The sequence below is a fragment of the Pseudomonas brassicacearum subsp. brassicacearum genome, assembly GCF_008801605.1.
Classification (GTDB): domain Bacteria; phylum Pseudomonadota; class Gammaproteobacteria; order Pseudomonadales; family Pseudomonadaceae; genus Aquipseudomonas; species Aquipseudomonas brassicacearum.
Genome location: NZ_VZPJ01000002.1, coordinates 80777 through 104955 on the forward strand (window position 1 = coordinate 80777; position 24179 = coordinate 104955).

The window sequence follows — 24179 nt, forward strand, 5'->3', positions numbered from 1 at the left end:
GGTACGAAATTGCATTTCTTCAACCCTAATAAAGATCGACCTATGCAAAACACTTTGAAAACTTTGGCTTGCTTACCGATGCTTTGGGCCACATTAGCCGGTGCTACTTCAGCATGTACCGGTGATGGGTGCATTGACGAAGCATCGGCTTCCTTTATTGCACCCTATGATTTTTTCGAGGCCAAGTGCTCTTCGGTGAATCCTGGTATGCGGGAGCGATACTCTGCGGTGGCCGCCCACTTCCTACAGGATGCAGATGCAGATGCAGATTTCCTCAAAAAGTTACGGGCTTCGGAAGCCTACGCTCGCGTGTTCGCCAAGATAGAATCGAAGGCAAATTCCTTAAGCGCAGACGAACTTGGCAACGTTTGTGAGGAGTTTTCGAAAGATAACTATGGCCCAACCAATAGGACTGAATGAGGAGACGAATTTATTTTCAGTCCTTTACGCAGCATCATTTTTGAACACTGCCCTCACCGGACGCTTGCACTCAGTAGGCTTACAAGGATGGAGTGTTCTTGCTCCCCAGAATGCGCATCAAGAAAAACCATATCCTCACTAATACCCTGAGCGCTAGAAACACCTAGGACGAACTCCCGTCCCGTAGATACAGCGAGCCTCTGCGCAAAAGGAATCAAGCGGTTGACCTGCTCGATACCATAGTTCTCAATGGGAAGGTTCAACCCAATAAACCAATCGGGTAAGTCATTCTCAGATAGGCTCTCATCGCGTTCGTGTTTCTGGTTCACGAGGAACGCACCCAGCTCAGACCATTCGCAAACGAGACCATCGAACGCAGCCACAAGCTCTGCCTCGATTGCATCGTTGTCGCTGCCATCTACATATAAATAAAGCATCTGTCCTGAGCGTCCGAGGGCTTCAATGCACCTATGATAGCGCTGGTGCACGCCAATTGTGAGCAGATGTCCATCATCGTGCTATAGCTGGGATCGGGTAGATGACTTCGCCGGACGCTTACAGCCCTCTCCCCTTTTCAGTCCGATTGCTACATATCACGAAGGGCTGCAATCGACCCGAGGCGGCTGGTGGGATGATCAAGGCCAGCCGCAAAAGCGGACATCTCAATTAGCGATCAGGTTGGCATCTACAAATCGGTAAGTGAACTCTATTGGGTCGGCAGCCAATCCCTTCTGCTGCATGTGTTTGGAATAGGAATCCCACGCGGCGTCGATTTGGCTGGGAAGCTCATCTGGAAGGTCCATCTGTTCAGCCACTATTTCAAACCACGTTCCTTGGGAGGCATAGGTCTCGCGTAGCTTGGGCTCCAGTTGAGCCAAGGCGTTCAATTGCTCTGGCTCAATCCTGCCGATGGATTTTAAAACGTAGAAATCCAATAGTTTTAGAAATGGTTTGCCTTCGTAGCGACTCATGACTGCATCGTTGCGTAAGGTGTGATTGATGTCTGTAGCTTCGTCTGACAGGCGTACACCTTCAGCGTCACTGGCAAAGATGTGAGGCGTGAATAGTACCCATAATACGGCTAACAACCGGAGAAGCCGCTTCATCGCTTTTTCACCCTGCGTCAAGATCAGCACGTGTCCTGAGAAAAGCCAAGTAGCGGGCGTCTTCCGCGGCGAAAATCTGTGGGCCAGCTCCCATGTATGCGCGCATCAGCTCATCTGCTGCACGGTCATCTTGACCATCATCGAGCAAAACCTGTCCAAGACGCAGGTGCAAAAAAGGATTTCCAATCCCGCCAGGGCAAGTCATTGCGTACTGCAAAGCTTCGCGAGCGGAGGTCGTAAATCCGGATAGGAAGCAAGCGTCAGCGATAGCCGCCAGGATCCAGGTTGCAGCCTCCCAATCATTTTTTGGGGAAGGGATTAATGCCCACGCCTTGTTATATTGGGCTACTGCTTCCTCAAAGCGGCCTGACTCAGCCAGCAGATCTCCGTCACTACTGAATTTCTTAATTTGCGAGTGAAGATCCGGACTCAATTCTCTATTTTCGCTCGTCATTATCCACTCCATAGATTTGGTAAAAATCGGTGGCCTCTATTAAGAAGAAAATCTCTGTTAGTTTCCTGTCTATCAGACAAACCGCATTGGCAGTTTGGGGCTGCTGCGCAGCCCAGCGGGGATAAATCCCCTCGCCACAGGGGTTTTGTGCGTTGGCTGCTTGGCGGGCTGGTATTGAGAACGGGGTGGGCTTTTTTGTGAGTGCTGCGCACTCAAGCGGGAGCAAGCTCCCTCACCACAGGTGCGTGGCGTTCAGGGATGGCGATCCAGTTTTTTGAGGAACACGGTCATTTCTTTTTCGGCTTGTTTGTCGCCGTGGGCTCGGGCGGCTTCAAGGCCTTGTTCCCAGGCTTGGCGGGCTGCCGGTAGGTTGCCTTGGCCTTGGTGGGCCTTGCCTAGGAGTTTCCAGGCGGCTGAGTATTTGGGGTCGAATTCGACGCAGCGTTGGAGGTGTTCGGCTGCTCGGGGGAATTCGCCTAGGTCGAGGTAGCCCTTGCCCAGGCCGAAGCGTAGCAGGGCGTTGTCCACACCCTTGGCGAGCATTTTTTCCAGGGAATCGAGCATTTTAAAAACTCCTCATGACTAAGATCGTTCCCACGCTCTGCGTGGGAATGCAGCCCGGGACGCTCTGCGTCCCCTCAAGAGCCGAACGCAGAGCGTCCGTAGAGGCATTCCCACGCAGAGCGTGGGAACGATCCGTGGTGGTCAGAAGAAACTCAACCCCACATGGAACAGCTTCTCGACATCGCGAATGTGTTTCTTGTCCACCAGGAACAGGATCACATGGTCGCCGGTCTGGATAACGGTGTCGTCGTGGGCGATCAGCACTTCTTCGTCGCGGATGATCGCGCCGATGGTGGTGCCTGGCGGCAGGCCGATGTCGCGGATGGCTTTGCCGATCACTTTGCTGGATTTGGCGTCGCCGTGGGCAATGGCTTCGATGGCTTCGGCCGCGCCGCGGCGCAGGGAGTGGACGCTGACGATGTCACCGCGGCGCACGTGGGCCAGCAAGGTGCCGATGGTTGCCAGTTGCGGGCTGATGGCGATGTCGATGTCGCCGCCCTGGATCAGGTCGACGTAGGCCGGGTTGTTGATGATGGTCATGACCTTCTTCGCCCCCAGGCGCTTGGCCAATAGCGACGACATGATGTTGGCTTCGTCGTCGTTGGTCAGGGCCAGGAAGATGTCGGCGTCGGCGATGTTTTCTTCCAACAGCAGGTCGCGGTCCGAAGCACTGCCCTGCAATACCACGGTGCTGTCGAGGGTGTCGGAGAGGTAGCGGCAGCGCGCCGGGTTCATCTCGATGATCTTGACCTGGTAGCGGCTTTCGATGGCTTCGGCCAGGCGCTCGCCGATCTGCCCGCCGCCAGCGATGACGATGCGCTTGTAGTTCTCGTCCAGGCGGCGCATTTCGCTCATGACCGCGCGAATGTTCGCCTTGGCGGCGATGAAAAACACCTCGTCGTCGGCTTCGATCACCGTGTCGCCCTGGGGCAGGATCGGCCGGTCACGGCGGAAAATCGCGGCAACGCGGGTTTCCACATTCGGCATGTGCTCGCGCAGCTGGCGCAGTTGCTGGCCCACCAGCGGCCCGCCGTAGTAGGCCTTGACCGCCACCAGTTGCGCCTTGCCTTCGGCAAAGTCGATCACCTGCAAGGCGCCGGGGTGCTCGATCAGGCGCTTGATGTAGTTGGTCACCACCTGCTCGGGGCTGATCAGCACATCCACCGGGATCGCTTCGTTGTCGAACAGGTCGGCGCGGGTCAGGTAGGACGCTTCGCGCACCCGGGCGATCTTGGTCGGGGTGTGGAACAACGTGTGGGCGACCTGGCAGGCGACCATGTTGGTTTCATCGCTGTTGGTCACGGCCACGAGCATGTCGGCATCGTCGGCGCCGGCCTGGCGCAGCACCGTCGGCAACGACCCGCGACCTTGCACGGTGCGGATGTCGAGACGGTCGCCGAGGTTGCGCAGGCGTTCGCCGTCGGTGTCGACCACGGTGATGTCGTTGGCCTCGCTGGCCAGATGTTCCGCCAGCGAACCGCCGACTTGTCCTGCGCCGAGGATGATGATTTTCATCCAGTCACTCCTATCGAATCGGTCTTAACCGCGTGCGGCGGCGATCTTGATCAGCTTGGCGTAGTAGAACCCGTCGTGACCGCCTTCCTGGGCCAGCAACTGCCGGCCGTGAGGCTGCTTCAGGCCGGCCTGGCTGGCAATGTCCAGCTCCCGGGCGCCTGGGGTGCGGGCGAGGAAGGCTTCGATCACTTCGGTGTTCTCGGTCGGCAAGGTCGAGCAGGTGGCGTAGAGCAGCATGCCACCCACTTCCAGGGTCGGCCACAGGGCATCGAGCAGTTCGCCCTGCAACACGGCCAGCGCCGCAATGTCGTCCGGCTGGCGGGTAAGCTTGATGTCCGGATGGCGGCGGATGACGCCGGTGGCCGAGCATGGCGCGTCGAGGAGGATGCGCTGGAACGGCTTGCCGTCCCACCAGGTCGCGGTGTCGCGGCCATCGGCGGCGATCAGCTCGGCCTCCAGGCCGAGGCGTTCGAGGTTTTCCTTCACGCGCACTAGGCGCTTGGCTTCCAGATCCACCGCCACCACGCCGGCCAGCTTCGGCTCGGCCTCGAGGATGTGACAGGTCTTGCCACCCGGCGCGCAGCAAGCGTCCAGCACCCTTTGGCCGGGCGCCAGCTCCAGCAGGTCAGCGGCCAGTTGCGCGGCTTCGTCCTGGACGCTGATCCAGCCCTCGGCAAAGCCCGGCAGTGCGCGCACATCGCCCGGGGTTTCCAGGACGATGCCGTCGCGGCTGTACTGGCACGGGATGGCCGGGATGCCCGCCTCACCCAGCAACGCCAGGTAGGCGTCGCGGGTATGGTGGCGACGGTTGACCCGCAGGATCATCGGTGGATGGGCATTGTTGGCCGCACAGATGGCTTCCCATTGCTCGGGCCAGAACGCCTTCAGGGATTTCTGCAGCCAGCGCGGGTGAGCGGTGCGGACCACCGGGTCGTGCTCCAGCTCGGCCAACAGGGTTTCGCTTTCCCGCTGGGCGCGGCGCAACACGGCATTGATCAGGGCCTTGGCCCAGGGCTTTTTCAGCTTGTCGGCGCAGCCCACGGTTTCGCCGATGGCGGCGTGGGCCGGGACGCGGGTGTAGAGCAGTTGATAGAGCCCCACCAGCAGCAGCGCCTCGACGTCGGCATCGGCGGCCTTGAACGGCTTCTGCAACAGCTTCGCCGCGAGGGCCGACAGCCGCGGCTGCCAACGGGCGGTGCCGAACGCCAGGTCCTGGGTGAAACCGCGATCACGGTCTTCGACCTTGTCCAGTTGGGTCGGCAGGGAACTGTTGAGGGAGGCTTTGCCACTGAGTACGGCGGCAAGTGCCTTGGCGGCGGCCAGACGCGGGTTCATGAGGCGTCCGTCGCTTGGCCGAGCACAGTGCCGACGGCAAATTTCTCACGGCGGCTGTTGAACAGGTCGCTGAAATTCAGTGCCTTGCCACCGGGCAGTTGCAAGCGCGTCAGGCACAACGCCTGCTCGCCGCAGGCCACGACCAGGCCATCCTTGCTGGCGCTGAGGATTTCACCCGGTGCGCCCTTCCCTTCGGCGTAACTGGCCGCCAGCACTTTCAGGGCTTCGCCGTTCAAGGTGCTGTGGCAGATCGGCCAAGGATTGAAGGCCCGCACCAGGCGCTCCAGCTCAACGGCTGGGCAGCTCCAGTCGATGCGGGCTTCGTCCTTGTTCAGTTTGTGCGCGTAGGTGGCGAGGCTGTCATCCTGCACTTCGCCTTCCAAGGTGCCAGCGGCCAGGCCGGCAATCGCCTCGACCACGGCCGGCGGGCCAATGAGCGCGAGACGGTCGTGCAGGCTGCCACCGGTGTCTTCGGCGCTGATGGGGGTGCTGACCTTGAGCAGCATTGGCCCGGTGTCCAGGCCGGCTTCCATGCGCATCACGGTCACGCCGCTCTCGGCATCGCCCGCTTCCACGGCGCGCTGGATCGGCGCGGCACCGCGCCAGCGCGGCAGCAGCGAGGCGTGGCTGTTGATGCAACCCAGGCGCGGGATATCCAGCACCACTTGGGGCAGGATCAGGCCGTAGGCGACCACCACCATCAAGTCTGGCTTGAGCGCCGCCAGTTCGGCCTGGGCCTGTGCATCGCGCAGGGTCGGCGGCTGCAACACCTCGATACCGTGCTCCAGGGCCAGTTGCTTGACCGGGCTGGGCATCAGTTTTTGCCCGCGACCGGCCGGCCGGTCCGGTTGGGTGTAGACCGCGACGATTTCGTGGGGGCTGGCCAGCAGGGCCTTGAGGTGTTCGGCGGCAAATTCGGGAGTGCCGGCAAAGACGATGCGCATTGGCTCAGTCATGGGTAGCTCTCAATTACAAAGCAGTCGCAAAAAGAAAAAGGCTTGCCGCGGCAAGCCTTTGAAGGGGGGCATCAAGCATTCTGGCGATGAAGTTTTTCCAGTTTTTTCTTGATGCGGTCACGCTTGAGGGTAGACAGGTAATCCACGAACAACTTGCCGTTGAGGTGGTCACACTCGTGCTGGATGCACACGGCCAGCAAGCCTTCGGCGATCAGTTCATATGGCTGGCCGTCACGGTCCAGGGCCTTGATCTTGACCTTCTGTGGGCGGTCGACGTTTTCGTAGAAGCCCGGCACCGAGAGGCAGCCTTCCTGGTACTGGTCCATCTCGTCGGTCAGGGTTTCGAACTCGGGGTTGATGAACACCCGCGGCTCGCTGCGGTCTTCGGAGAGGTCCATGACGACGATACGCTTGTGCACGTTGACCTGGGTCGCGGCGAGGCCGATGCCTGGCGCTTCATACATTGTTTCAAACATGTCATCGACCAACTGACGCACTTCGTCGTCCACTACGGCCACTGGTTTGGCGATAGTGCGCAGGCGCGGGTCCGGAAATTCGAGAATGTTCAAAATGGCCATAAGCTTGATAAATGCACGTGTGAGGTAAAGTCGGGTGGCTGGCCTGGCGTGTCTTGGGATGCAGGCTACCGTTGTAAAACGTTGCTCTTGTGGAGAATAGCTCCTTAAGCAGCGAGCCACGGGGGCTCTGGCGTTTTACGCGAACGCACATAATAAAGGGATTCACCGCATGAGGAAATCACTACTCGCCCTGCTGCTCCTGGCCTCGGCCGGGATCGCGCACGGGCAAGTGCAACTTCGGGAAGGTTTTCCCCAGCAATACACGGTGGTGACGGGGGACACGCTGTGGGACATTTCCGGCAAGTACCTGCGCGAGCCGTGGAAATGGCCCGAGCTGTGGCAGGCCAACCCGCAGATCGAAAACCCCAACCTGATTTATCCGGGCGACACCCTGTCGCTGGTCTACGTCAACGGCCAGCCGCGCCTGACCCTCAATCGCGGCGCCTCGCGCGGCACCATCAAGCTGTCGCCGCGCATTCGCAGCTCGCCAGTGGCCGACGCCATCCCGAGCATTCCACTGCAAGCCATCAACAGCTTCCTGCTGAGCAACCGCATCGTCGACACGCCTGAGGATTTCAACAAGGCCCCCTACGTCGTCGCCGGCAATGCCGAACGGGTGCTCAGTGGCATGGGGGATCGAGTCTTTGCCCGTGGCTCGTTCGATGCGAACCAGACGGCGTACGGCATCTTTCGCCAGGGCAAGGTCTACACCGACCCCGAGACCAAGGAATTCCTGGGCATCAACGCCGACGACATCGGCGGCGGCGAGGTGGTCGCCACCGAGGGCGATGTCACTACCCTGGCCCTGCAACGCACCACCCAGGAAGTGCGCCTGGGTGATCGTTTGTTCAGCGGCGAAGAGCGCTCGATCAACTCGACGTTCATGCCCAGCGCGCCGAAATCGGACATCCACGGGTTGATCCTGGACGTGCCGCGAGGCGTGACCCAGATCGGCGCGCTGGACGTGGTCACCCTGAACAAGGGCCGGCGCGACGGGCTGGCCGAAGGCAATGTGCTGGCGGTGATGAAGACCGGTGAAACCGTACGCGACCGCATTACGGGCGAGCGGGTGAAGATCCCCGATGAGCGCGCCGGCCTGCTGATGGTTTTCCGCACCTACGACAAGCTCAGCTATGGCCTGGTGCTGTACGCATCGCGCTCGTTGGCGGTGCTCGACAAGGTCCGTAATCCGTAACGGGTCTCACAAGTTACCAACAGAGTTATCCACAGCTTGTTCCCGTTTGTACGGGGCTTATAACGGTCAAGGATGATCGCATGTCATTACCTGAATCTACGCCGGTTTCCCCTGCGGAACTGGAGGCCCGGCTACGCCTTCACCGCTTGCCGGAGCTGGGACCCAAACGTTTCATGACGCTGATGGAGGCCTTCGGCTCGGCCTCCAAGGCCATCAGTGCACCGGCCAGCGCCTGGCGCGCGCTGGGCTTGCCGCTGGCCTGTGCCGAGGCGCGGCGCAACCCGGATGTGCGTGACGGCGCCGCCCATGCATTGGCCTGGCTGGAGCGTGCGGGCCAGCATTTACTGATGTGGGACCAACCCGACTACCCGGCGCTGCTGGCGCAGATCAGCGATGCGCCGCCGCTGCTGTTCGTCGCTGGCGACACCTCGATCCTGGAAAAACCCCAGCTGGCGATGGTCGGCAGTCGGCGGGCATCACGCCCCGGCATGGACACTGCGGCGGCGTTTTCCCGAAGCCTGGCCGGGGCCGGTTTTGTCATCACCAGCGGCCTGGCCCTGGGCATCGATGCGGCGGCCCATCAGGCGGCGCTGGATGTTGGCGGGCGCACCGTCGGCGTGTTGGGCACCGGTCTGGAAAATTTTTATCCACAGCGCAATCGTCGGCTGGCGGACGCGATGATTGCCCAGGGCAGCGCGGTGTTGTCGGAGTTCCCGTTGGACGCACCGCCCCACGCCAGCAACTTTCCGCGGCGCAACCGGATCATCAGCGGCTTGTCCCTGGGCGTGCTGGTGGTAGAGGCCAGTGTCGCCAGCGGCTCACTGATCACCGCGCGACTGGCGGCGGAACAGGGTCGCGAGGTGTACGCCATTCCTGGATCGATCCATCACCCCGGGGCCCGAGGCTGCCATCAACTGATCCGCGACGGTGCGGCGCTGGTGGAAACCGTCGAGCATATCCTCGAAGCGCTGCGCGGTTGGCAGCGGTTGCCGCCGGCCTCGGAGCCCGTGCCCGTGACCCATCCGCTGCTGCGCCTGCTGCATGCCGCGCCGCTGAGCAGTGAGGCGCTGGCCGACGCCAGTGGCTGGGGCTTGCCCAAAGTGCTGGCGGCGTTGACCGAACTGGAGATGGAAGGACGCGCCACCTGCGACAACGGACGCTGGTTTGCACGCTAGGTTTTATGGGGAAGATCGGTAAACTGCCCACAGCCTTATTTGCGTTGCGGGAGAATCTTTCATGGTCAACAGTTGGCGTGTGCAACAAGCCGCGCGAGAAATTCGTGCCGGGGCGGTGATTGCCTATCCAACCGAAGCGGTCTGGGGCCTGGGTTGTGACCCATGGAACGAGGAGGCGGTGGAACGCCTGCTGGCGATCAAGTCGCGGCTGCCCGACAAAGGCCTGATCCTGGTGGCTGACAACATCCACCAGTTCGACTTCCTGTTCGAAGACTTCCCCGATACCTGGATGGACCGCATGGCCAGCACCTGGCCGGGGCCCAATACCTGGCTGGTGCCGCACCAGAACCTGCTGCCGGAATGGATCACCGGGGTGCACGACACCGTCGCCCTGCGGGTCAGCGATCATCCCACCGTGCGCGACTTGTGCTCGCTGGTCGGGCCGCTGGTGTCCACCTCGGCCAACCCCCAAGGACGCCCGGCGGCGCGCACGCGGATTCGCGTCGAGCAGTATTTCCGCGGGCAGATCGACCTGGTGCTGGGCGGCAACCTGGGCGGGCGCAAGAACCCCAGCGTGATTCGCGACCTGGCTACTGGCAAGGTCGTGCGCCCGGACTGATACCGCGTCATCGTTCATCGCGGGCAAGCCTTGCTCCCACAGAGTAAAACCTGTGGGAGATCTACCTCCACAGAGCATGGCCTGTGGGAGCATGGCCTACTTCCACAGAACATACTCTGTGGGAACATGGCCTACTTCCACAGAACATACCCTGTGGGAGCATGGCTTGCCCGCGATGAGGCCATCACAAACACCCTGTAATTCAAGGCAGGAGAACGGTCGACCCCGTCGTGCGCCGCGCCGATAACTCGGTATGAGCCTTGGCCGCTTCCGCCAATGGATAACGCTGGTTGATATCCACTTTGATCTTGCCGCTGCTGATCATCCCGAACAGCTCGTCGGCCATGCGCTGCAGGTTTTCGGCGTTGTTGGCGTAAGTCGCCAGGGTCGGGCGGGTGACGTAGAGCGAGCCCTTGGCCGCGAGGATCCCCAGGTTCACACCGTCCACCGCACCTGAAGCATTGCCGAAGCTCACCACCAGGCCACGGGGGGCGACGCTGTCCAGGGAGGTCAACCAAGTGTCCTTGCCAACCCCGTCGTACACCACGGGCACCTTCTTGCCGTCAGTCAATTCCAGCACCCGCTGTGCGACGTTTTCCTTGCTGTAGTCGATGGTTGCCCACGCGCCGTGGGCTTTGGCGATGACGGCCTTTTCCGGCGAGCTGACGGTGCCGATCAGCTTCACGCCCAAGGCCTTGGCCCACTGGCAGGCCAGGGAGCCCACACCACCAGCAGCGGCGTGGAACAGGATGGTTTCGCCGCCCTTGAGTTCATAGGTCTGGCGCAGCAGATATTGCACGGTCAGGCCCTTGAGCATCACGCCGGCCGCCTGTTCGAAACTGATGGATTCGGGCAGATGAACCAGGTTGGCCTCGGGCAACACATGCACATCGCTGTAGGCCCCCAGCGGACCGCTGCCGTACGCCACTCGGTCGCCGACCTTGAACCGCTTGACGTCCGAGCCGATCGCCTCGACCACGCCCGCGCCCTCGGCACCCAGGCCCGATGGCAATGCCGGTGGCGGATAAAGACCGCTGCGGTAGTAGGTGTCGATGAAATTCAGGCCGATCGCCTTATTGCTGACGCGCACCTGCTGCGGGCCGGGCTCGGCAGGCGAGTAATCGACGTACTCGAGCACTTCGGGACCGCCGTGGGAACTGAACTGGATACGTTTGGCCATCTTCACTTTCTCCTTGTCGCAGGACTTTTACCAAGCCTGCTATCGGACTCCTAAGCTTGACCGTCGTCAACTGTGGTGTGGGCAAGTGCGGTGGTATCCTGTGCGCCCATTTGCCACCGGCCCGCCATACGCCGCGTAGCGTAGCCCTGATCAAGGTGATGTCATGTCCACTCGCACCGAGGCCGTGAAAGCCTACCTGCTCGACCTGCAAGACCGTATCTGCACCGCCCTGGAAACCGAAGACGGCGGCACTCGCTTCGTCGAAGATGCCTGGACCCGGCCGGCCGGTGGTGGCGGTCGCACGCGGGTGATCGAGAACGGCACGGTGATCGAAAAGGGCGGCGTCAACTTTTCCCACGTCTTCGGCAGCGGCCTGCCACCCTCAGCCAGCGCCCATCGGCCAGAACTGGCCGGGCGCGGCTTCGAAGCCTTGGGTGTGTCGCTGGTGATCCACCCGCACAACCCGCACGTGCCAACCTCCCACGCCAACGTGCGCTTCTTCATCGCCGAAAAGGAAGGCGAAGAACCCGTCTGGTGGTTTGGTGGCGGCTTCGACCTGACGCCTTACTACGGCGTCGAGGAAGACTGCGTCCATTGGCACCGTGTCGCCGAGCAGGCCTGCGCGCCATTCGGCCCCGAGGTGTACCCGCGCTACAAAGCCTGGTGCGACAGCTATTTCCACCTCAAGCATCGCAACGAGCCCCGAGGCATCGGTGGCCTGTTTTTCGACGACCTGAACGCGTGGGATTTCGACACCTGCTTCGCCTTCATCCGCGCCATCGGCGACGCCTACATCGATGCCTACCTGCCGATCGTGCGCCGCCGCAAGCACGACGCGTTCACCGCCAAACAGCGGGAATTCCAGGAATACCGTCGTGGGCGCTACGTGGAATTCAACCTGGTCTACGACCGCGGCACCCTGTTCGGGCTGCAATCGGGTGGACGTACCGAATCGATCCTGATGTCCCTGCCACCGCAAGTGCGCTGGGGCTACGACTGGAAAGCCGAACCCGGCAGCGAAGAAGCGCGGCTGACCGAGTACTTCCTGCAGGATCGCGATTGGCTGGCGACGGCCTGAACGAGGATTATCCATGGACCGCTACGTTGTAATGGGTAACCCGATCGGCCACAGCAAGTCGCCGTTGATCCATCGCCTGTTTGCCGAGCAGACCGGGCAAACCCTGGACTACAGCACGCTGCTGGCGCCCTTGGAGGATTTCGCCGGTTGCGCCCGAGAATTTTTCCGCGAGGGACGTGGGGCAAACGTCACGGTGCCGTTCAAGGAAGACGCCTTCCGCCTGGCCGACAGCCTGACCGAGCGGGCCCAGCGGGCCGGGGCGGTCAATACGTTGAGCAAACTGGCCGACGGTCGCCTGCTGGGTGACAACACCGACGGCGCCGGGCTGGTCCGGGACCTGACCGTCAACGCCGGCTTCAGCCTCAAGGGCAAGCGCATCCTGTTGCTCGGGGCCGGCGGCGCAGTGCGCGGTGCCTTGGAGCCGCTGCTGGCCGAAGCGCCGGCCTCGGTGATCATCGCCAATCGCACGGTGGAAAAGGCCGAATTGCTGGCCGAGTTGTTCGCCGACCTGGGCCCGGTTTCCGCCAGCGGGTTCGACTGGCTGCAAGAGCCGGTGGACCTGATCATCAACGCCACCTCCGCGAGCCTGTCGGGGGATGTACCGCCGATTGCCGCCAGCCTGATCGAGCCCGGCAAGACGGTTTGCTACGACATGATGTATGGCAAGGAACCGACCTCGTTCTGCCGTTGGGCCAAGGAACACGGCGCGGCGGTGGCAATGGATGGCCTGGGCATGCTCGCCGAACAGGCGGGCGAAGCGTTCTACCTGTGGCGCGGGGTACGCCCGGACACCGCGCCAGTACTTGCCGAACTGCGCCGCCAACTGGCGCTTTAAGCTCCTGTGGGAGCAAAGCTTGCTCGCGAAGCAGGCGCCTCGGTTTCCAAAAAGACCGCGTGGTATTCATCGCGAGCAAGCTTTGCTCCCACAAGTCCTCTTGCGCCATGTTTTGTGTGCCTGAGCCTTTTCAGTCTTCGAAGTGAATCGGGCACTTCTGCGCCCCCTCCAGCTTCAACAACTCCTCCACCACCTGGGGCCGGGCCATGCGCAAGGTCAGGCTACGGCCCTGGCTGCGCAGGCGCCGGGCTTCCTGGTGGAGCATTTCCACCCCGGAATAATCGATGAAGTTGATCTGCTGGGCATCGATTACCACCCGCTGCGCCTGCAACCGTTGCAGGCGCGCTTGCAGGTAATGGCTGGCGCCGAAAAAGATCGAGCCGCCGACCCGCAGGATCTCCGCCTCCCCTTCGCGAAAATGCTGCACCCGCGGCTGTGAAGTGCGCTTGAGGTAAAAGAACAGCGAGGCCAGTACGCCGGCGTAGATGGCGGTTTGCAGCTCCAGCAGCAACGTGGCCAGGCAGGTCAGGCTCATCACCACGAATTCGGCGCGGCTCACGCGGTACAACGCCCGGATACCGCGGTGGTCCACCAGTCCCCAGGCGATCAACAAAATGCTGCCGGCCATGGCCGGAATCGGAATGTGCGCAATCAGGTTCGCCCCGGCGACCGCAAACAACGCCACCCACAAGGCCGAGAACACCCCGGCCAGGGGCGAGCAGGCCCCGGCGTCATAGCTGAGGCCGGAACGGGTAAAGGAACCGGCCGACAATGATCCGGAGAAAAATCCGCCAACGATGTTGGAAAGCCCCTGCGCCCTCACCTCCTGGTTCGCATCGAGCAATTGCCCGGAACGTACCGCCAGCGAGCGGGCGATGGACAGGCTGGTGACCAGCCCGAGCATGCCCACCGCAACCGCCCCGGGCAGCAGGCGCAGGATCAGCTCCAGGTCCAACGGCAACAGCGTGAGCGGGGGCAGGCGCCCGGCAAAGGCACTGACCAACGCCACATGCGCGAACATCGCCGGCCACAACCAGACCACCAGGCTGCTGATGACTAAAGTTATCAACAGGCTCGGCCAACGCGGCAGCAGGCGCTTGAGCACCACGCCCAGGACCAGGGTCCCCAAGCCCAGCAGCAGCGATGGCTTATCCACAGCCCCGATGTGGTCGACCAGCATCAGCAGCCCCCTCAACGCCGTGGCTTCGTTCGGCAGGTCGAGGCCCAGCAGGTTCGGCAACTGCCCCAGGGCAATCACCACCGCCGCGCCCAGGGTGAAACCCAGCACCACCGAATGCGAGACGAAATTCACCAGCGCACCGAAACGCAGCAGTCCCAGCAACCATTGAAAAATGCCCGCCAACACCGTCAGTAGCAGGATCAAGGTGATGTAGTCCTGGCTGGCGGGGACGGCCAGCGGACTGACGGTGGCGTACAAGACGATGGAAATCGCCGCCGTGGGGCCGCAGATCAGGTGCCACGACGAACCCCACAGGCAGGCGATGAGCACCGGCACGATCGCCGCATACAAGCCGTACTCCGGTGGCAAACCGGCAATCAGGGCGTAGGCAATGGACTGCGGCAACGCGAGAATCGCGCCGCTCAGGCCGACGATCAGGTCACGGCCGACACTGGCGCGGGTCTGCCGGGGCAGCCAGCTCAGGAAGGGAAAGAGTGAACGGCGCGTGGGGATTGCCATGGGGCCTCAAGGATGGGGTTTGCAAGCAAGGGTATCAGGACAAGGCACTGTTCTCCCTGTGGCGAGGGGATTTATGTGGGAGCAAAGCTTGCTCGCGAAATAGGCACCTCGGTCTCTGAAAGACCGAGTTGTCTTCATCGCGGGCAAGCCTTGCTCCCACAATAATCCCCTTGCGACAGTGCTCCGCCGTCAGAGCTTGGCCTTCACCGCCGCCAGCGCATCCTTGCCATCCATCGTCTTCACACCGTCCAGCCATTTATCCAGGACCGCCGGGTTGGCCTTGATCCAGGCCTTGGCCGCATCGGCGTTGCTGACCTTGTTGTTCACCACCTCGGCCATGATGCTGTTTTCCATGTCCTGGGTGAAGCTCAGGTTGGTCAGCAGCTTGCCCACGTTCGGGCAGGCCTGTGCATAACCTTTGCGGGTCAGGGTGTAGACACTGCCCGTGTCGCCGAAGTATTTCTCGCCGCCCTTGAGGTAGTGCATTTTCAGTTGCACGTTCATCGGGTGCGGGGTCCAGCCGAGGAAGGTCACGAATTTCTGTTTCTTCACCGCCCGGGAGACTTCCGCCAGCATCGCCTGCTCGCTGGACTCCACCAGTTTCCACTCGCCCATGCCGAAGTCATTGGTCTTGATGATTTCTTTCAGGGAGAGGTTGGCCGGGGCGCCGGAGCCGATGCCGTAGATCTTCTTGTCGAACTTGTCGGCGAATTTGTTCAGGTCGGCAAAGTTATGCACACCGGCATCCCAGACGTAGTCCGGGACCGCCAGGGTGAATTCGGTGCCGTCCAGGTTCTTGGCCAGTTGCGTGACGTCGCCATTGGCCACGAACTTGTCATAAAAGCCCTGCTGTGCCGGCATCCAGTTACCCAAAAACACATCCACCTGGCCATCCTTGAGGCCACCGAAGGTAATCGGCACCGCGAGGGTATCGACCTTGGCCTTGTAGCCCATCCCGTCCAGCAGGAAGCCGGTGATGGCATTGGTGGCGGCGATATCGCTCCAGCCCGGGTCGGCCATCTTCACCGTTTCGCAGCTTTGCTCGGCCCAGGCCGAAACACTGCTCAACGCCAACAGCCCAGCGGTCAGTACTGTGGATAACTTTTGCATGGCTTGCCCCTTACGTTATTGGTTTTGGCAGGGTTGTGGATAACGGGCCTTGCGCTCCAGATCGTCGAGGTCGATGTGGTTACGCATGTACTGCTGGCTGGCGTCCACCAGCGGCTGGTGATCCCAGCTCTTGAGTTTGCCCAGGGTCAGCGCCTGGGCGACGAAACGGCGGCGACGCTGGCTGGCGAGCACCTGTTGATGAATAGCCGGGATGTCCCACTTGACACGCGCCTCGGCGAGAAAATCGGCGAACAGGACTTGATGCTCAGGGGATTGGCTGAGATTTTCCAGTTCCTTGGGATCGTTGCGTAGGTCGAACAGCAGGCACGGGTCATCTTCGCTGTAGATGAATTTCCACGGGCCACGACGGATCATCATCAACGGGCTGATGGTGCCTTCGGCCATGTATTCACCGAAGACTTCGTCATGCCCGCCCTGCCCTTGCAGATGCGGCACCAGCGAACGGCCATCCAGCGGCAAGCCCGGTTCCAGCGTGCCGCCGGCCAGCTCCACCAAGGTTGGCAGCAAATCGGCGGTGGACACGGCCGCGCTCACCCGGCCGCTGGCGAACTGCCCCGGCGCACTGATCAGCAACGGTACGCGGGCAGCCATTTCGAACCAGTGCATTTTGTACCAGAGGCCCTTTTCGCCGAGCATGTCCCCGTGATCGCCGGAGAACACGATGATCGTGTCGTCCAGTAGACCAGTGTCTTCCAGGGTCTGCAGCAGCTTGCCGACATTGCAGTCAATGTAGCTGCACGCGCCGAAATAGGCGCGGCGGGCATCCCGAATCTTATCCACAGGCAGTGGCTTGTCCCACAGGTCATAGACCTTCAGCAGCCGCTGGGAATGTGGGTCGAGCGCCTTTTGCGCCGGGGTCTGCGGCAAAGGAATGTCGTTGTCGTCATACAAATCCCAGAACGCCTTGGGAATCGTGTACGGATCGTGTGGGTGCGTCATCGATACGGTGAGGCAAAACGGCTGGTCGCCGTCCTCGCGGATATGGTCGAACAGGTACTGCTGTGCCTTGAACACCACTTCTTCATCGAAATCCAGCTGGTTGGTGCGCACGCACGGCCCGGCCTGCAACACCGACGACATGTTGTGGTACCAGCTCGGCCGCACGTCCGGCTCGTCCCAGTTCACCGACCAGCCGTAGTCGGCCGGGTAAATGTCGCTGGTCAGGCGTTCTTCGTAGCCGTGCAGTTGGTCCGGCCCACAAAAATGCATCTTGCCGGACAGCGCCGTGCGGTAGCCGAGGCGGCGCAAGTAGTGGGCGTAAGTCGGCACGTCCGCAGGGAAATCCGCCGCGTTGTCGTAGGCGCCGATCTTGCTCGGCAACTGGCCGCTCACCAGGGTAAAACGCGACGGTGCGCACAGCGGGCTGTTGCAATAGGCGGCATCGAACACCACGCCCTCGGCGGCCAGGCGCGACAGGTTCGGCAACTTGATCGGCGAAGGACCGTAGATCGGCAACATTGGCGCGGCCATTTGATCGGCCATGATGAAAAGAATGTTCTTGCGCTTCATGTATTCGCGGCATTCCATAGTAGGCAGTTATGCGACATTGCTGCGATTGAGCATGTAGCCCCCGGGTTTTGGGGTAAAGCCCATGCAGGATAATGACTAGGATAAGCACAGCTTATGTATGACGCCCTGGGTAACCTGTCCCTGGAACTGTTCCGCGCCTTTGAAGCCGCGGCGCGCCAACAAAGCTTTACCGCGGCGGCGATTGAACTGGGCACCACGCAACCGGCCATCAGCCAGCAGATCAAGCGCCTGGAAGAGCAACTGGGTACGCGGTTGTTCGACCGCATCTACCGCGGCATCGAACTGACCGAGGCCGGGACGATCCTGTTTGAACAAGTACAGGCCGGCTTGCAAAGCATCGATGCAGGGCTGAGCGCGATCACCGCCCAACACCAGCATGAGGTGTTGCAGGTGGCCACGGACTTCGCCTTTGCCGCCTACTGGCTGATGCCGCGCCTGCATCGCTTTCACGCCGCCAACCCGCAGGTGGACGTCAGCCTGGTGACCAGCGAACGCAACCACAACATGCTGCGCACCGATATCGACGTTGCCGTATTGTTCGGCGACGGTCGCTTCAAACAAGGCGAAAGTCGCTGGCTGTTCAGCGAAGAAGTTTTTCCGGTGTGCAGCCCGCTGCTGCTCAAGGATCGTCCCCTGCCCTTGTCCGCCCAGGCCTTGGCAGAGTTTCCCTTGCTGCACCTGCGTGCGGGCAACAGCAACAGCTGGTTCGAATGGAGCGGCGTATTCCGCGAGCTGGGCATCACGTCACCACCGGCCCCAGGGCAGTTGCGCTTCGACAACTACACGCTACTCATCCAGGCCGCGATTGGCGGCCAGGGCGTCGCCATCGGCTGGCGGCACCTTGTGGATAACTTATTGGCTCAGGGGCTGCTGTGTCGTCCGATCGCTGAAACTGTGCTCTCGCGGCTGGGGTATTACGTGGTCTTGCCCCAGCGTAAACGCCGCGGTGTGTTGATCAGGCAATTCGTCGATTGGCTGATGGAAGAACAGGTCAACAGTGCCGAATCGCTCACGGGGCTACCGTTGCCTTCCATTGCTGTTTGAAAAGATCGTCCGAACGCGGCCCGAGCCTTCGGCAGCTCCTACATGGCGGCGACAAAACTGACGTGCTCGCCCACGTGCAGGTTCAGGCGCAGCTCATCGGCGATGCCGACCGCGACCCGGTTGAGTCGCTCCAGGGATTCGGCCATGCCGGGTTCGAGGCTGGTGCTGACCTGGCTGAAATGTTCGATGCCCAGGCCAGGTGCGGCATAGGGTGCGTTGATCAAGGTCCACTGCAAGGTGCTGTTCTTCAGGGCATCGAGCACTTCTTCGGCGGCATGGCGCTGCAAATCGTCGTCCGTCGGCTCCTCGTCGAGCATCGCAAAGTCGCCCACCAGGAACAGCCGGGGAATATTCACCGCCTGCATGCCGGCGATCAGTGCATCCACGGCCAATACTTGCTCCACCGGGCCGGGAATCAATGTGCGCTCCACTTGTTCGCTGTTCATCGGCAGCCCCGGCGCGTTCAGCAGACACACCACGGCGCTGGCACCGGCAACACTTTGCTTGACCCGCTCGGGATCGAACAGATCACCGGTCTTGGTCCGCAGGCCCGGGCGGGGAGCCAGGGCAGTAAGATCGTCGAGAATAGCGATGACTTCGTGCTGGCGCCGCAGCATTTCAGCCATCAACGCACTGCCGAGGCTGCTCATGGCACCATAGAGCACCACTTTGATGACCGGGGTTTCGGCGTTTTTCATGGCTGTGTTCCTCTTTATCCCGCGTGTAAAGGCTCTGACCCGCGGCAAACGGCGAGGGTTCGGCCTCTTTTCAAGGAGTGACAGATGCAGCGGATCAAGGGCTACCACGCCCACGTGTATTTCGACGCCCAAACCCTCGACCAGGCGCGGGCCCTGTGCAAGGAAGCGGCGCAATTGTTTCCACTGAAAATGGGCTGCGTCCACCAACGCCCGGTCGGCCCGCATCCGGACTGGAGCTGTCAGCTGGCGTTCGACCCGCAGTACATCGGCGTGGTCTTGCCATGGCTGGCGCTCAATCGCAAAGGCCTGGTGATTTTCCTGCACCCCGAGACCGGCGATGACCTGATCGACCATACCGAACATGCGATCTGGATGGGGGCGGTGCGGCCGTTGGATCTTTCGGCGTTTTGATTGACCGGTGGCGCACCGATTTTCTGTGGGAGCAAAGCTTGCTCGCGATGTAGTTGACACACTCCCACTTGAGAGCCGCGACGTCTTTATCGCGAGCAAGCTTTGCTCCCACAGGTGAGCTTTGCCCCACAGATAAATTTTGCTCCCACAGATAAGCTTTGCCCCACAGAAAAACTCCATTGTCTGCAACGAAAGCTTGCTGAAAGCTAGCGCGATTAGGATCACCCCCACTACCGGCAAAAGACCGGTCGGCCAAAGCGAGTTTTCATGGCTCGTTCGGCCCTTTTAACAACAACAATGGTGATTCTGATGTCCGCTGCTACCCGTCCCGCTGCACCCACTCCATTCGTCCGTCCCGAGCCTTGCATCCTGCGCTGACCTGTCCGGTTCGCCTTTGCCCGCCGCGCCACGCCTGGAGTATTTCCTATGCTGACTTTCCTTGGCTTTGCCATGGTCATCACGTTCATGTTCCTGATCATGACCAAGCGCCTGTCCGCGCTGATCGCCTTGATCATCATCCCGATCCTGTTCGCCCTGTTCGGTGGCTTTGCGCCGAAAATCGGCCCGATGATGCTCGAAGGCATCACCAAGCTCGCCCCGACCGGGGTGATGCTGATGTTCGCGATTCTGTATTTTGCCCTGATGATCGACTCCGGCCTGTTCGACCCGGCCGTGCGCAAGATCCTCAAGCTGGTCAAGGGCGACCCGTTGAAAGTTTCGGTCGGTACCGCCGTTCTGGCGCTCGTCGTTTCCCTTGATGGTGACGGCGCGACCACTTACATGATCTGCGTGGCCGCGATGCTGCCGCTCTACAGCCGCATCGGCATGAGCCCACGCATCATGGCTGGCCTGATCATCCTCGCTGGCGGCGTGATGAACATGACCCCGTGGGGCGGCCCGACGGCCCGTGCCGCCAGTGCCCTGCACGTGGACCCGTCCGACATCTTCGTGCCGATGATTCCGGCGATGGCCGCCGGTGTGGTGGCGATCCTGCTGATTGCCTACATGTACGGCAAGCGTGAGCGCGCACGCCTGGGTGAATTGCATCTGGTCGGCGATGAAATCGACCACAGCGAAATCAGCGTTTCCCAGTTCCCGGACGCCCGTCGTCCGAAGCTGATCTGGTTCAACGGCGCGTTGACCCTGGGCCTGATGGGCACCCTGATCGCCGGCCTGTTGCCACTGCCGGTGCTGTTCATGGTGGCCTTCAGTATCGCGATGATCGTCAACTACCCTTGCCTGCAACAGCAAAAAGACCGCGTTGCGGCCCACGCTGGCAGCGTGTTGGCGGTGGTCGGGCTGATTTTCGCGGCCGGTATCTTTACCGGTATCCTGTCCGGCACCGGCATGGTCGACGCCATGTCCAAGAGCTTGCTGGCAGTGATCCCGGACTTCCTCGGCCCGTACCTGGCAGTGATTACCGCGCTGGTGAGCATGCCGTTCACGTTCTTCATGTCGAACGATGCATTTTATTACGGGGTGTTACCGGTTCTCGCCGAGGCAGCCAGCCATTACGGCATCACCGCCGTTGAAATGGCCCGTGCCTCCATCGTCGGCCAGCCCGTCCACCTGTTAAGTCCGCTGGTTCCGTCGACCTACCTGCTGGTAGCCTTGGCCGGAATCGAGTTCGGCGACCACCAGCGCTTCACCCTGAAGTGGGCAGTACTGGTTTGCCTGTGCATAATGTTCGCCGCCTTGCTGATGGGGATTTTTCCGCTGTTCAGCACTCTATAAAAGCAATGCCCGCTGCGCCGCCATCAGCGGCGCGGCCTAACACTCGCTCAAAGGAACTCACATGGAATGGCTGACCAACCCGGAAATCTGGGTTGCCTTCTTTACCCTGACCGCCCTGGAAATTGTCCTGGGCATCGATAACATCATCATGATTTCGATCCTGGTCAGCCGCATGCCCAAGCACATGCAGGCGCGCACCCGGATCTTCGGCCTGGCGCTGGCCATGGTCACGCGGATCCTGTTGCTGCTGTCCATCACCTGGGTCATGCGCCTGACCGCCGATTTGTTCGAAGTGTTCGGCCAGGGCATCTCCGGTCGTGACCTGATCCTGTTCTTCGGTGGCCTGTTCCTGCTGTGGAAAAGCTCCCAGGAGATGTACCACGCACTGGAAGGCGAAGATGAAAGCAGCGACGAACCTTCGGGCAAGGGCGGCAACTTCATCTACACCATCATCCAGATCGCGATCATCGACATCGTGTTCTCCCTGGACTCGGTCATTACCGCCGTCGGCATGGTCTCCCATGTACCGGTCATGGTCGCGGCAATCATCGTCGCCGTGCTGGTGATGATGCTGGCTTCGGCCACCATCAGCGAGTTCATCGACAAGCACCCGTCGCTGAAGATGCTGGCGCTGTCGTTCCTGCTGGTGGTCGGTACCGTGCTGATCGCCGAGTCGTTCGACGTGCACGTGCCAAAAGGCTACGTCTACTTCGCCATGGCGTTCTCCCTGGCGGTGGAAGCCATCAACATCAAGATGCGCACTGCGATTGCACGCAAGCGCAAGCAGCAGGACCCGGTGAAACTGCGCAAGGATATGCCGGGTCAGTAACGGTATAGGGCAATGAATGAAGGGGCTCTTGGAGCCCCTTTTTCATGCCCGCAAAAAAGTGGCCGGATGCAAAACCTGTGGGAGCGAGCTCGCGATGAGGCCATGACATCCAACATCTTCTTTGGCTGTCAGGCCGCTATCGCGAGCAAGCTCGCTCCCACAAGGGTTTTGGGTGTTTTCGAGGAATGTATTTTTATGACGGTTTTGTTTCAAACGATTCTTTAGCTGTGCAATGCTGGCGCCCGAACCGTTCGCCAACTACAGCTTAAGTACAAGAAAGAAGAATGTGGCATCGTCAATTTGTCCTTTTGGGACGCTAACAGGGGGCTCCTCATGCTGACCCTGCTGAATTTGCTCTCCGCCGTCGCCCTGCTGATCTGGGGCACGCACATCGTGCGTACCGGCATCTTGCGGGTCTATGGCTCGAACCTGCGCCATGTCATCGGCCAGAACATGTCCCGACGCTGGCTGGCGTTTGTCGCCGGCATCATGGTCACGGCCATGGTCCAGAGCAGCAACGCCACGGCCATGCTCGTCACCTCGTTCGTCGGCCAGGGCCTGATGGCGCTGACCCCGGCCCTGGCGACCATGCTCGGCGCCGATGTCGGCACCGCGCTGATGGCACGGGTGCTGACCCTCGATCTGTCGTGGCTGTCGCCGCTGCTGATTTTCCTCGGGGTGATTTTTTTCCTGTCGCGCAAACAGACCCGCGCCGGGCAAATGGGTCGGGTCGGCATCGGCCTGGGGCTGATCATCCTGGCCCTGCAATTGATCGTCGAAGCCGCGGCGCCCATCACCCATGCCCAGGGCGTGAAAGTGATCTTCGCCTCGCTGACCGGCGACATCCTGCTCGATGCCTTGGTCGGCGCGCTGTTCGCGATGATCTCCTATTCCAGCCTGGCCGCCGTGCTGTTGACCGCAACACTGGCCGGCGCGGCGGTGATCAGCCTGCCGGTGGCCATCGGCCTGGTGATCGGCGCCAACATTGGCAGCGGCGTACTGGCGTTCCTCAGCACCAGCATGCAGAACACCGCCGGACGCCAGGTGGCGCTGGGCAGCCTGCTGTACAAGCTGATCGGGCTGTTGTTGATCATTCCAGTGCTCGACCCGCTGGTGGGCTGGCTGGACAGCCTGGATTTCAGCCCGCAGGAAACGGTGATTGGTTTCCATCTGCTCTACAACACCGTGCGTTGCCTGGTGCTGCTGCCCAGCGTCGGCCCCATGGCGCGGCTCTGTGCCTGGTTGCTACCGGAACGTCCGGACACCAACGGCACGGCCAAGCCGCGACATCTGGACCCTACCGCCCTCGTCACCCCGAGCCTGGCGCTGGCGAACGCGGCCCGGGAAACCTTGCGCATCGGCGATCTGATCGAAAGCATGCTCGAAGCCATGCTGGACGTGCTGCGGGGTACGCAGACGGCGGTGACCCAGGAAGTGCGTCGCATGAATGACGACGTCGAAGCGTTGTGCAGCGCAATCAAGTTGTACATGGCACAAATGCCCCGCGAGGACCTCAGTGAGCAGGACAGCCGCCGCTGGGCGGAAATCATCGAGCTGGCGATCAACCTCAAGCTGGCCAGCGACCTCATCGAACGCATGTTGCGCAAGGTCCAGCAGCAGAAGACCTCGCAACGTCGGTCGTTTTCCGAGGTAGGCCTGGAGGAGTTGGCGGGCCTGCACAGCCACTTGATCGCCAACCTGCGACTGGGGCTGTCGGTATTCCTCAGTGCCGACCGGGAAAGCGCCCGGCAGTTGCTGCGTGAGAAACGTCGCTTTCGGGCGCAGGAACGGCGCATGGCCCATGCCCATGTCAGCCGCCTGCAGCGCAAGGTCGTGCAAAGCCTGGAGACCAGTTCCCTGCACTTGGAGCTGATCGCCGACATGAGGCGCCTCAATTCGCTGTTTTGCGGCAGTGCCTATGTGGTCCTGGAGACCGCCGAGATCGGTGCGCTGGCGGCAGATGAAATTTCCGACATTACCCATTCGCCGTGAACGACTGGCGCGTTGGTCAGTCAGTAACAATGTCTGCCAGTACAAAGGCTCGGGCCTGAAACCGTTCGCTGGCCCGCCTGCTCCCGTTGTCATGAACACCG

24 protein-coding genes are annotated in these 24179 nt (G+C 61.3%); 11 read left to right on the forward strand and 13 right to left on the reverse strand.

Going from position 1 to position 24179, the window contains the following annotated elements:
- Positions 1-42 precede the first annotated feature (42 nt).
- Positions 43-420 (forward strand): hypothetical protein, encoded by a 378-nt coding sequence (locus tag F7R20_RS06150; protein WP_033028038.1) that lies wholly within the window; start codon positions 43-45, stop codon positions 418-420.
- Positions 421-473: 53 nt separating this feature from the next.
- Here the strand turns inward: F7R20_RS06150 and F7R20_RS06155 are convergent, their stop codons facing one another.
- The 8 genes from F7R20_RS06155 to def form a co-directional block, all read right to left on the reverse strand.
- Positions 474-857 (reverse strand): hypothetical protein, encoded by a 384-nt coding sequence (locus tag F7R20_RS06155; RefSeq protein ID WP_100263654.1) that lies wholly within the window; start codon positions 855-857, stop codon positions 474-476.
- 225 nt (positions 858-1082) lie between these two features.
- Positions 1083-1526 carry a hypothetical protein gene (locus F7R20_RS06160; RefSeq protein WP_223524064.1) on the reverse strand — a complete coding sequence of 148 codons (444 nt, stop codon included), beginning with the start codon at positions 1524-1526 and terminating at the stop codon, positions 1083-1085.
- Positions 1527-1533: 7 nt separating this feature from the next.
- Complete coding sequence (locus tag F7R20_RS06165; protein ID WP_027912890.1) at positions 1534-1980, reverse strand: hypothetical protein; 447 nt, start codon at positions 1978-1980, stop codon at positions 1534-1536.
- A gap of 252 nt (positions 1981-2232) precedes the next feature.
- A complete protein-coding gene (locus F7R20_RS06170; protein WP_003196306.1) occupies positions 2233-2544 on the reverse strand; it encodes a tetratricopeptide repeat protein in 312 nt (103 codons plus the stop codon).
- 141 nt (positions 2545-2685) lie between these two features.
- A complete protein-coding gene (trkA, locus tag F7R20_RS06175) occupies positions 2686-4059 on the reverse strand; it encodes a Trk system potassium transporter TrkA (RefSeq protein WP_003196305.1) in 1374 nt (457 codons plus the stop codon).
- Between the two features lie 24 nt (positions 4060-4083).
- Positions 4084-5394, reverse strand: a complete 1311-nt coding sequence (gene rsmB, locus F7R20_RS06180; RefSeq protein ID WP_003196303.1) for a 16S rRNA (cytosine(967)-C(5))-methyltransferase RsmB — start codon at positions 5392-5394, stop codon at positions 4084-4086.
- Complete coding sequence (gene fmt / locus F7R20_RS06185) at positions 5391-6350, reverse strand: methionyl-tRNA formyltransferase (RefSeq protein WP_003196302.1); 960 nt, start codon at positions 6348-6350, stop codon at positions 5391-5393. Before fmt ends, rsmB begins: the two co-directional genes overlap by 4 nt.
- Positions 6351-6421: 71 nt before the next feature.
- Positions 6422-6928, reverse strand: coding sequence for a peptide deformylase (def, locus tag F7R20_RS06190; protein ID WP_003196300.1), 507 nt, complete (start codon positions 6926-6928; stop codon positions 6422-6424).
- Between the two features lie 169 nt (positions 6929-7097).
- Here def and F7R20_RS06195 point away from each other — a divergent pair, with 169 nt between their 5' ends.
- The 3 genes from F7R20_RS06195 to F7R20_RS06205 all read left to right on the forward strand — a co-directional run bounded on the left by F7R20_RS06195 (position 7098) and on the right by F7R20_RS06205 (position 9917).
- Positions 7098-8123 carry a LysM peptidoglycan-binding domain-containing protein gene (locus F7R20_RS06195; RefSeq protein WP_003196298.1) on the forward strand — a complete coding sequence of 342 codons (1026 nt, stop codon included), beginning with the start codon at positions 7098-7100 and terminating at the stop codon, positions 8121-8123.
- An 80-nt stretch (positions 8124-8203) separates the two neighbouring features.
- Complete coding sequence (gene dprA, locus F7R20_RS06200) at positions 8204-9298, forward strand: DNA-processing protein DprA (protein ID WP_003196296.1); 1095 nt, start codon at positions 8204-8206, stop codon at positions 9296-9298.
- A 61-nt stretch (positions 9299-9359) separates the two neighbouring features.
- Entirely contained in the window at positions 9360-9917 is a 558-nt protein-coding gene (locus F7R20_RS06205) for an L-threonylcarbamoyladenylate synthase (RefSeq protein ID WP_003196294.1), read from the forward strand.
- Between the two features lie 202 nt (positions 9918-10119).
- On the opposite strand, the gene F7R20_RS06210 is transcribed toward F7R20_RS06205, so the two are convergent.
- The gene (locus F7R20_RS06210; protein ID WP_003196292.1) at positions 10120-11097 is read right to left on the reverse strand and encodes an NADPH:quinone reductase; all 978 of its coding nucleotides are present in this window, start codon (positions 11095-11097) and stop codon (positions 10120-10122) included.
- 163 nt (positions 11098-11260) lie between these two features.
- On the opposite strand from F7R20_RS06210, the gene hemF reads away from it, so the two are divergent.
- Both hemF and aroE read left to right on the forward strand, forming a co-directional pair.
- Positions 11261-12175 carry an oxygen-dependent coproporphyrinogen oxidase gene (gene hemF / locus F7R20_RS06215; RefSeq protein WP_003196290.1) on the forward strand — a complete coding sequence of 305 codons (915 nt, stop codon included), beginning with the start codon at positions 11261-11263 and terminating at the stop codon, positions 12173-12175.
- 13 nt (positions 12176-12188) lie between these two features.
- Positions 12189-13010 carry a shikimate dehydrogenase gene (gene aroE, locus F7R20_RS06220; protein WP_003196288.1) on the forward strand — a complete coding sequence of 274 codons (822 nt, stop codon included), beginning with the start codon at positions 12189-12191 and terminating at the stop codon, positions 13008-13010.
- A 130-nt stretch (positions 13011-13140) separates the two neighbouring features.
- Here the strand turns inward: aroE and F7R20_RS06225 are convergent, their stop codons facing one another.
- The 3 genes from F7R20_RS06225 to betC form a co-directional block, all read right to left on the reverse strand.
- Positions 13141-14709, reverse strand: a complete 1569-nt coding sequence (locus tag F7R20_RS06225) for a SulP family inorganic anion transporter (protein ID WP_003196286.1) — start codon at positions 14707-14709, stop codon at positions 13141-13143.
- Positions 14710-14898: 189 nt separating this feature from the next.
- Positions 14899-15819 carry a choline ABC transporter substrate-binding protein gene (choX, locus tag F7R20_RS06230; protein WP_003196284.1) on the reverse strand — a complete coding sequence of 307 codons (921 nt, stop codon included), beginning with the start codon at positions 15817-15819 and terminating at the stop codon, positions 14899-14901.
- Positions 15820-15834: 15 nt separating this feature from the next.
- The gene (gene betC, locus F7R20_RS06235) at positions 15835-17349 is read right to left on the reverse strand and encodes a choline-sulfatase (RefSeq protein WP_003196282.1); all 1515 of its coding nucleotides are present in this window, start codon (positions 17347-17349) and stop codon (positions 15835-15837) included.
- 114 nt (positions 17350-17463) lie between these two features.
- On the opposite strand from betC, the gene F7R20_RS06240 reads away from it, so the two are divergent.
- Positions 17464-18414, forward strand: a complete 951-nt coding sequence (locus F7R20_RS06240; RefSeq protein WP_003196280.1) for a choline sulfate utilization transcriptional regulator — start codon at positions 17464-17466, stop codon at positions 18412-18414.
- Positions 18415-18452: 38 nt separating this feature from the next.
- On the opposite strand, the gene F7R20_RS06245 is transcribed toward F7R20_RS06240, so the two are convergent.
- Positions 18453-19112, reverse strand: coding sequence for an NAD(P)-dependent oxidoreductase (locus F7R20_RS06245; protein ID WP_003196278.1), 660 nt, complete (start codon positions 19110-19112; stop codon positions 18453-18455).
- Positions 19113-19196: 84 nt separating this feature from the next.
- Here F7R20_RS06245 and F7R20_RS06250 point away from each other — a divergent pair, with 84 nt between their 5' ends.
- From F7R20_RS06250 to F7R20_RS06265, 4 genes are all read left to right on the forward strand, one after another.
- Positions 19197-19523 (forward strand): DOPA 4,5-dioxygenase family protein, encoded by a 327-nt coding sequence (locus F7R20_RS06250; protein WP_003196276.1) that lies wholly within the window; start codon positions 19197-19199, stop codon positions 19521-19523.
- Positions 19524-19949: 426 nt separating this feature from the next.
- Positions 19950-21257, forward strand: coding sequence for a CitMHS family transporter (locus F7R20_RS06255; protein WP_003196275.1), 1308 nt, complete (start codon positions 19950-19952; stop codon positions 21255-21257).
- A gap of 61 nt (positions 21258-21318) precedes the next feature.
- Entirely contained in the window at positions 21319-22086 is a 768-nt protein-coding gene (locus F7R20_RS06260) for a TerC family protein (RefSeq protein WP_003196274.1), read from the forward strand.
- 333 nt (positions 22087-22419) lie between these two features.
- Entirely contained in the window at positions 22420-24078 is a 1659-nt protein-coding gene (locus tag F7R20_RS06265) for a Na/Pi cotransporter family protein (protein ID WP_003196273.1), read from the forward strand.
- Positions 24079-24179: the final 101 nt, after the last annotated feature.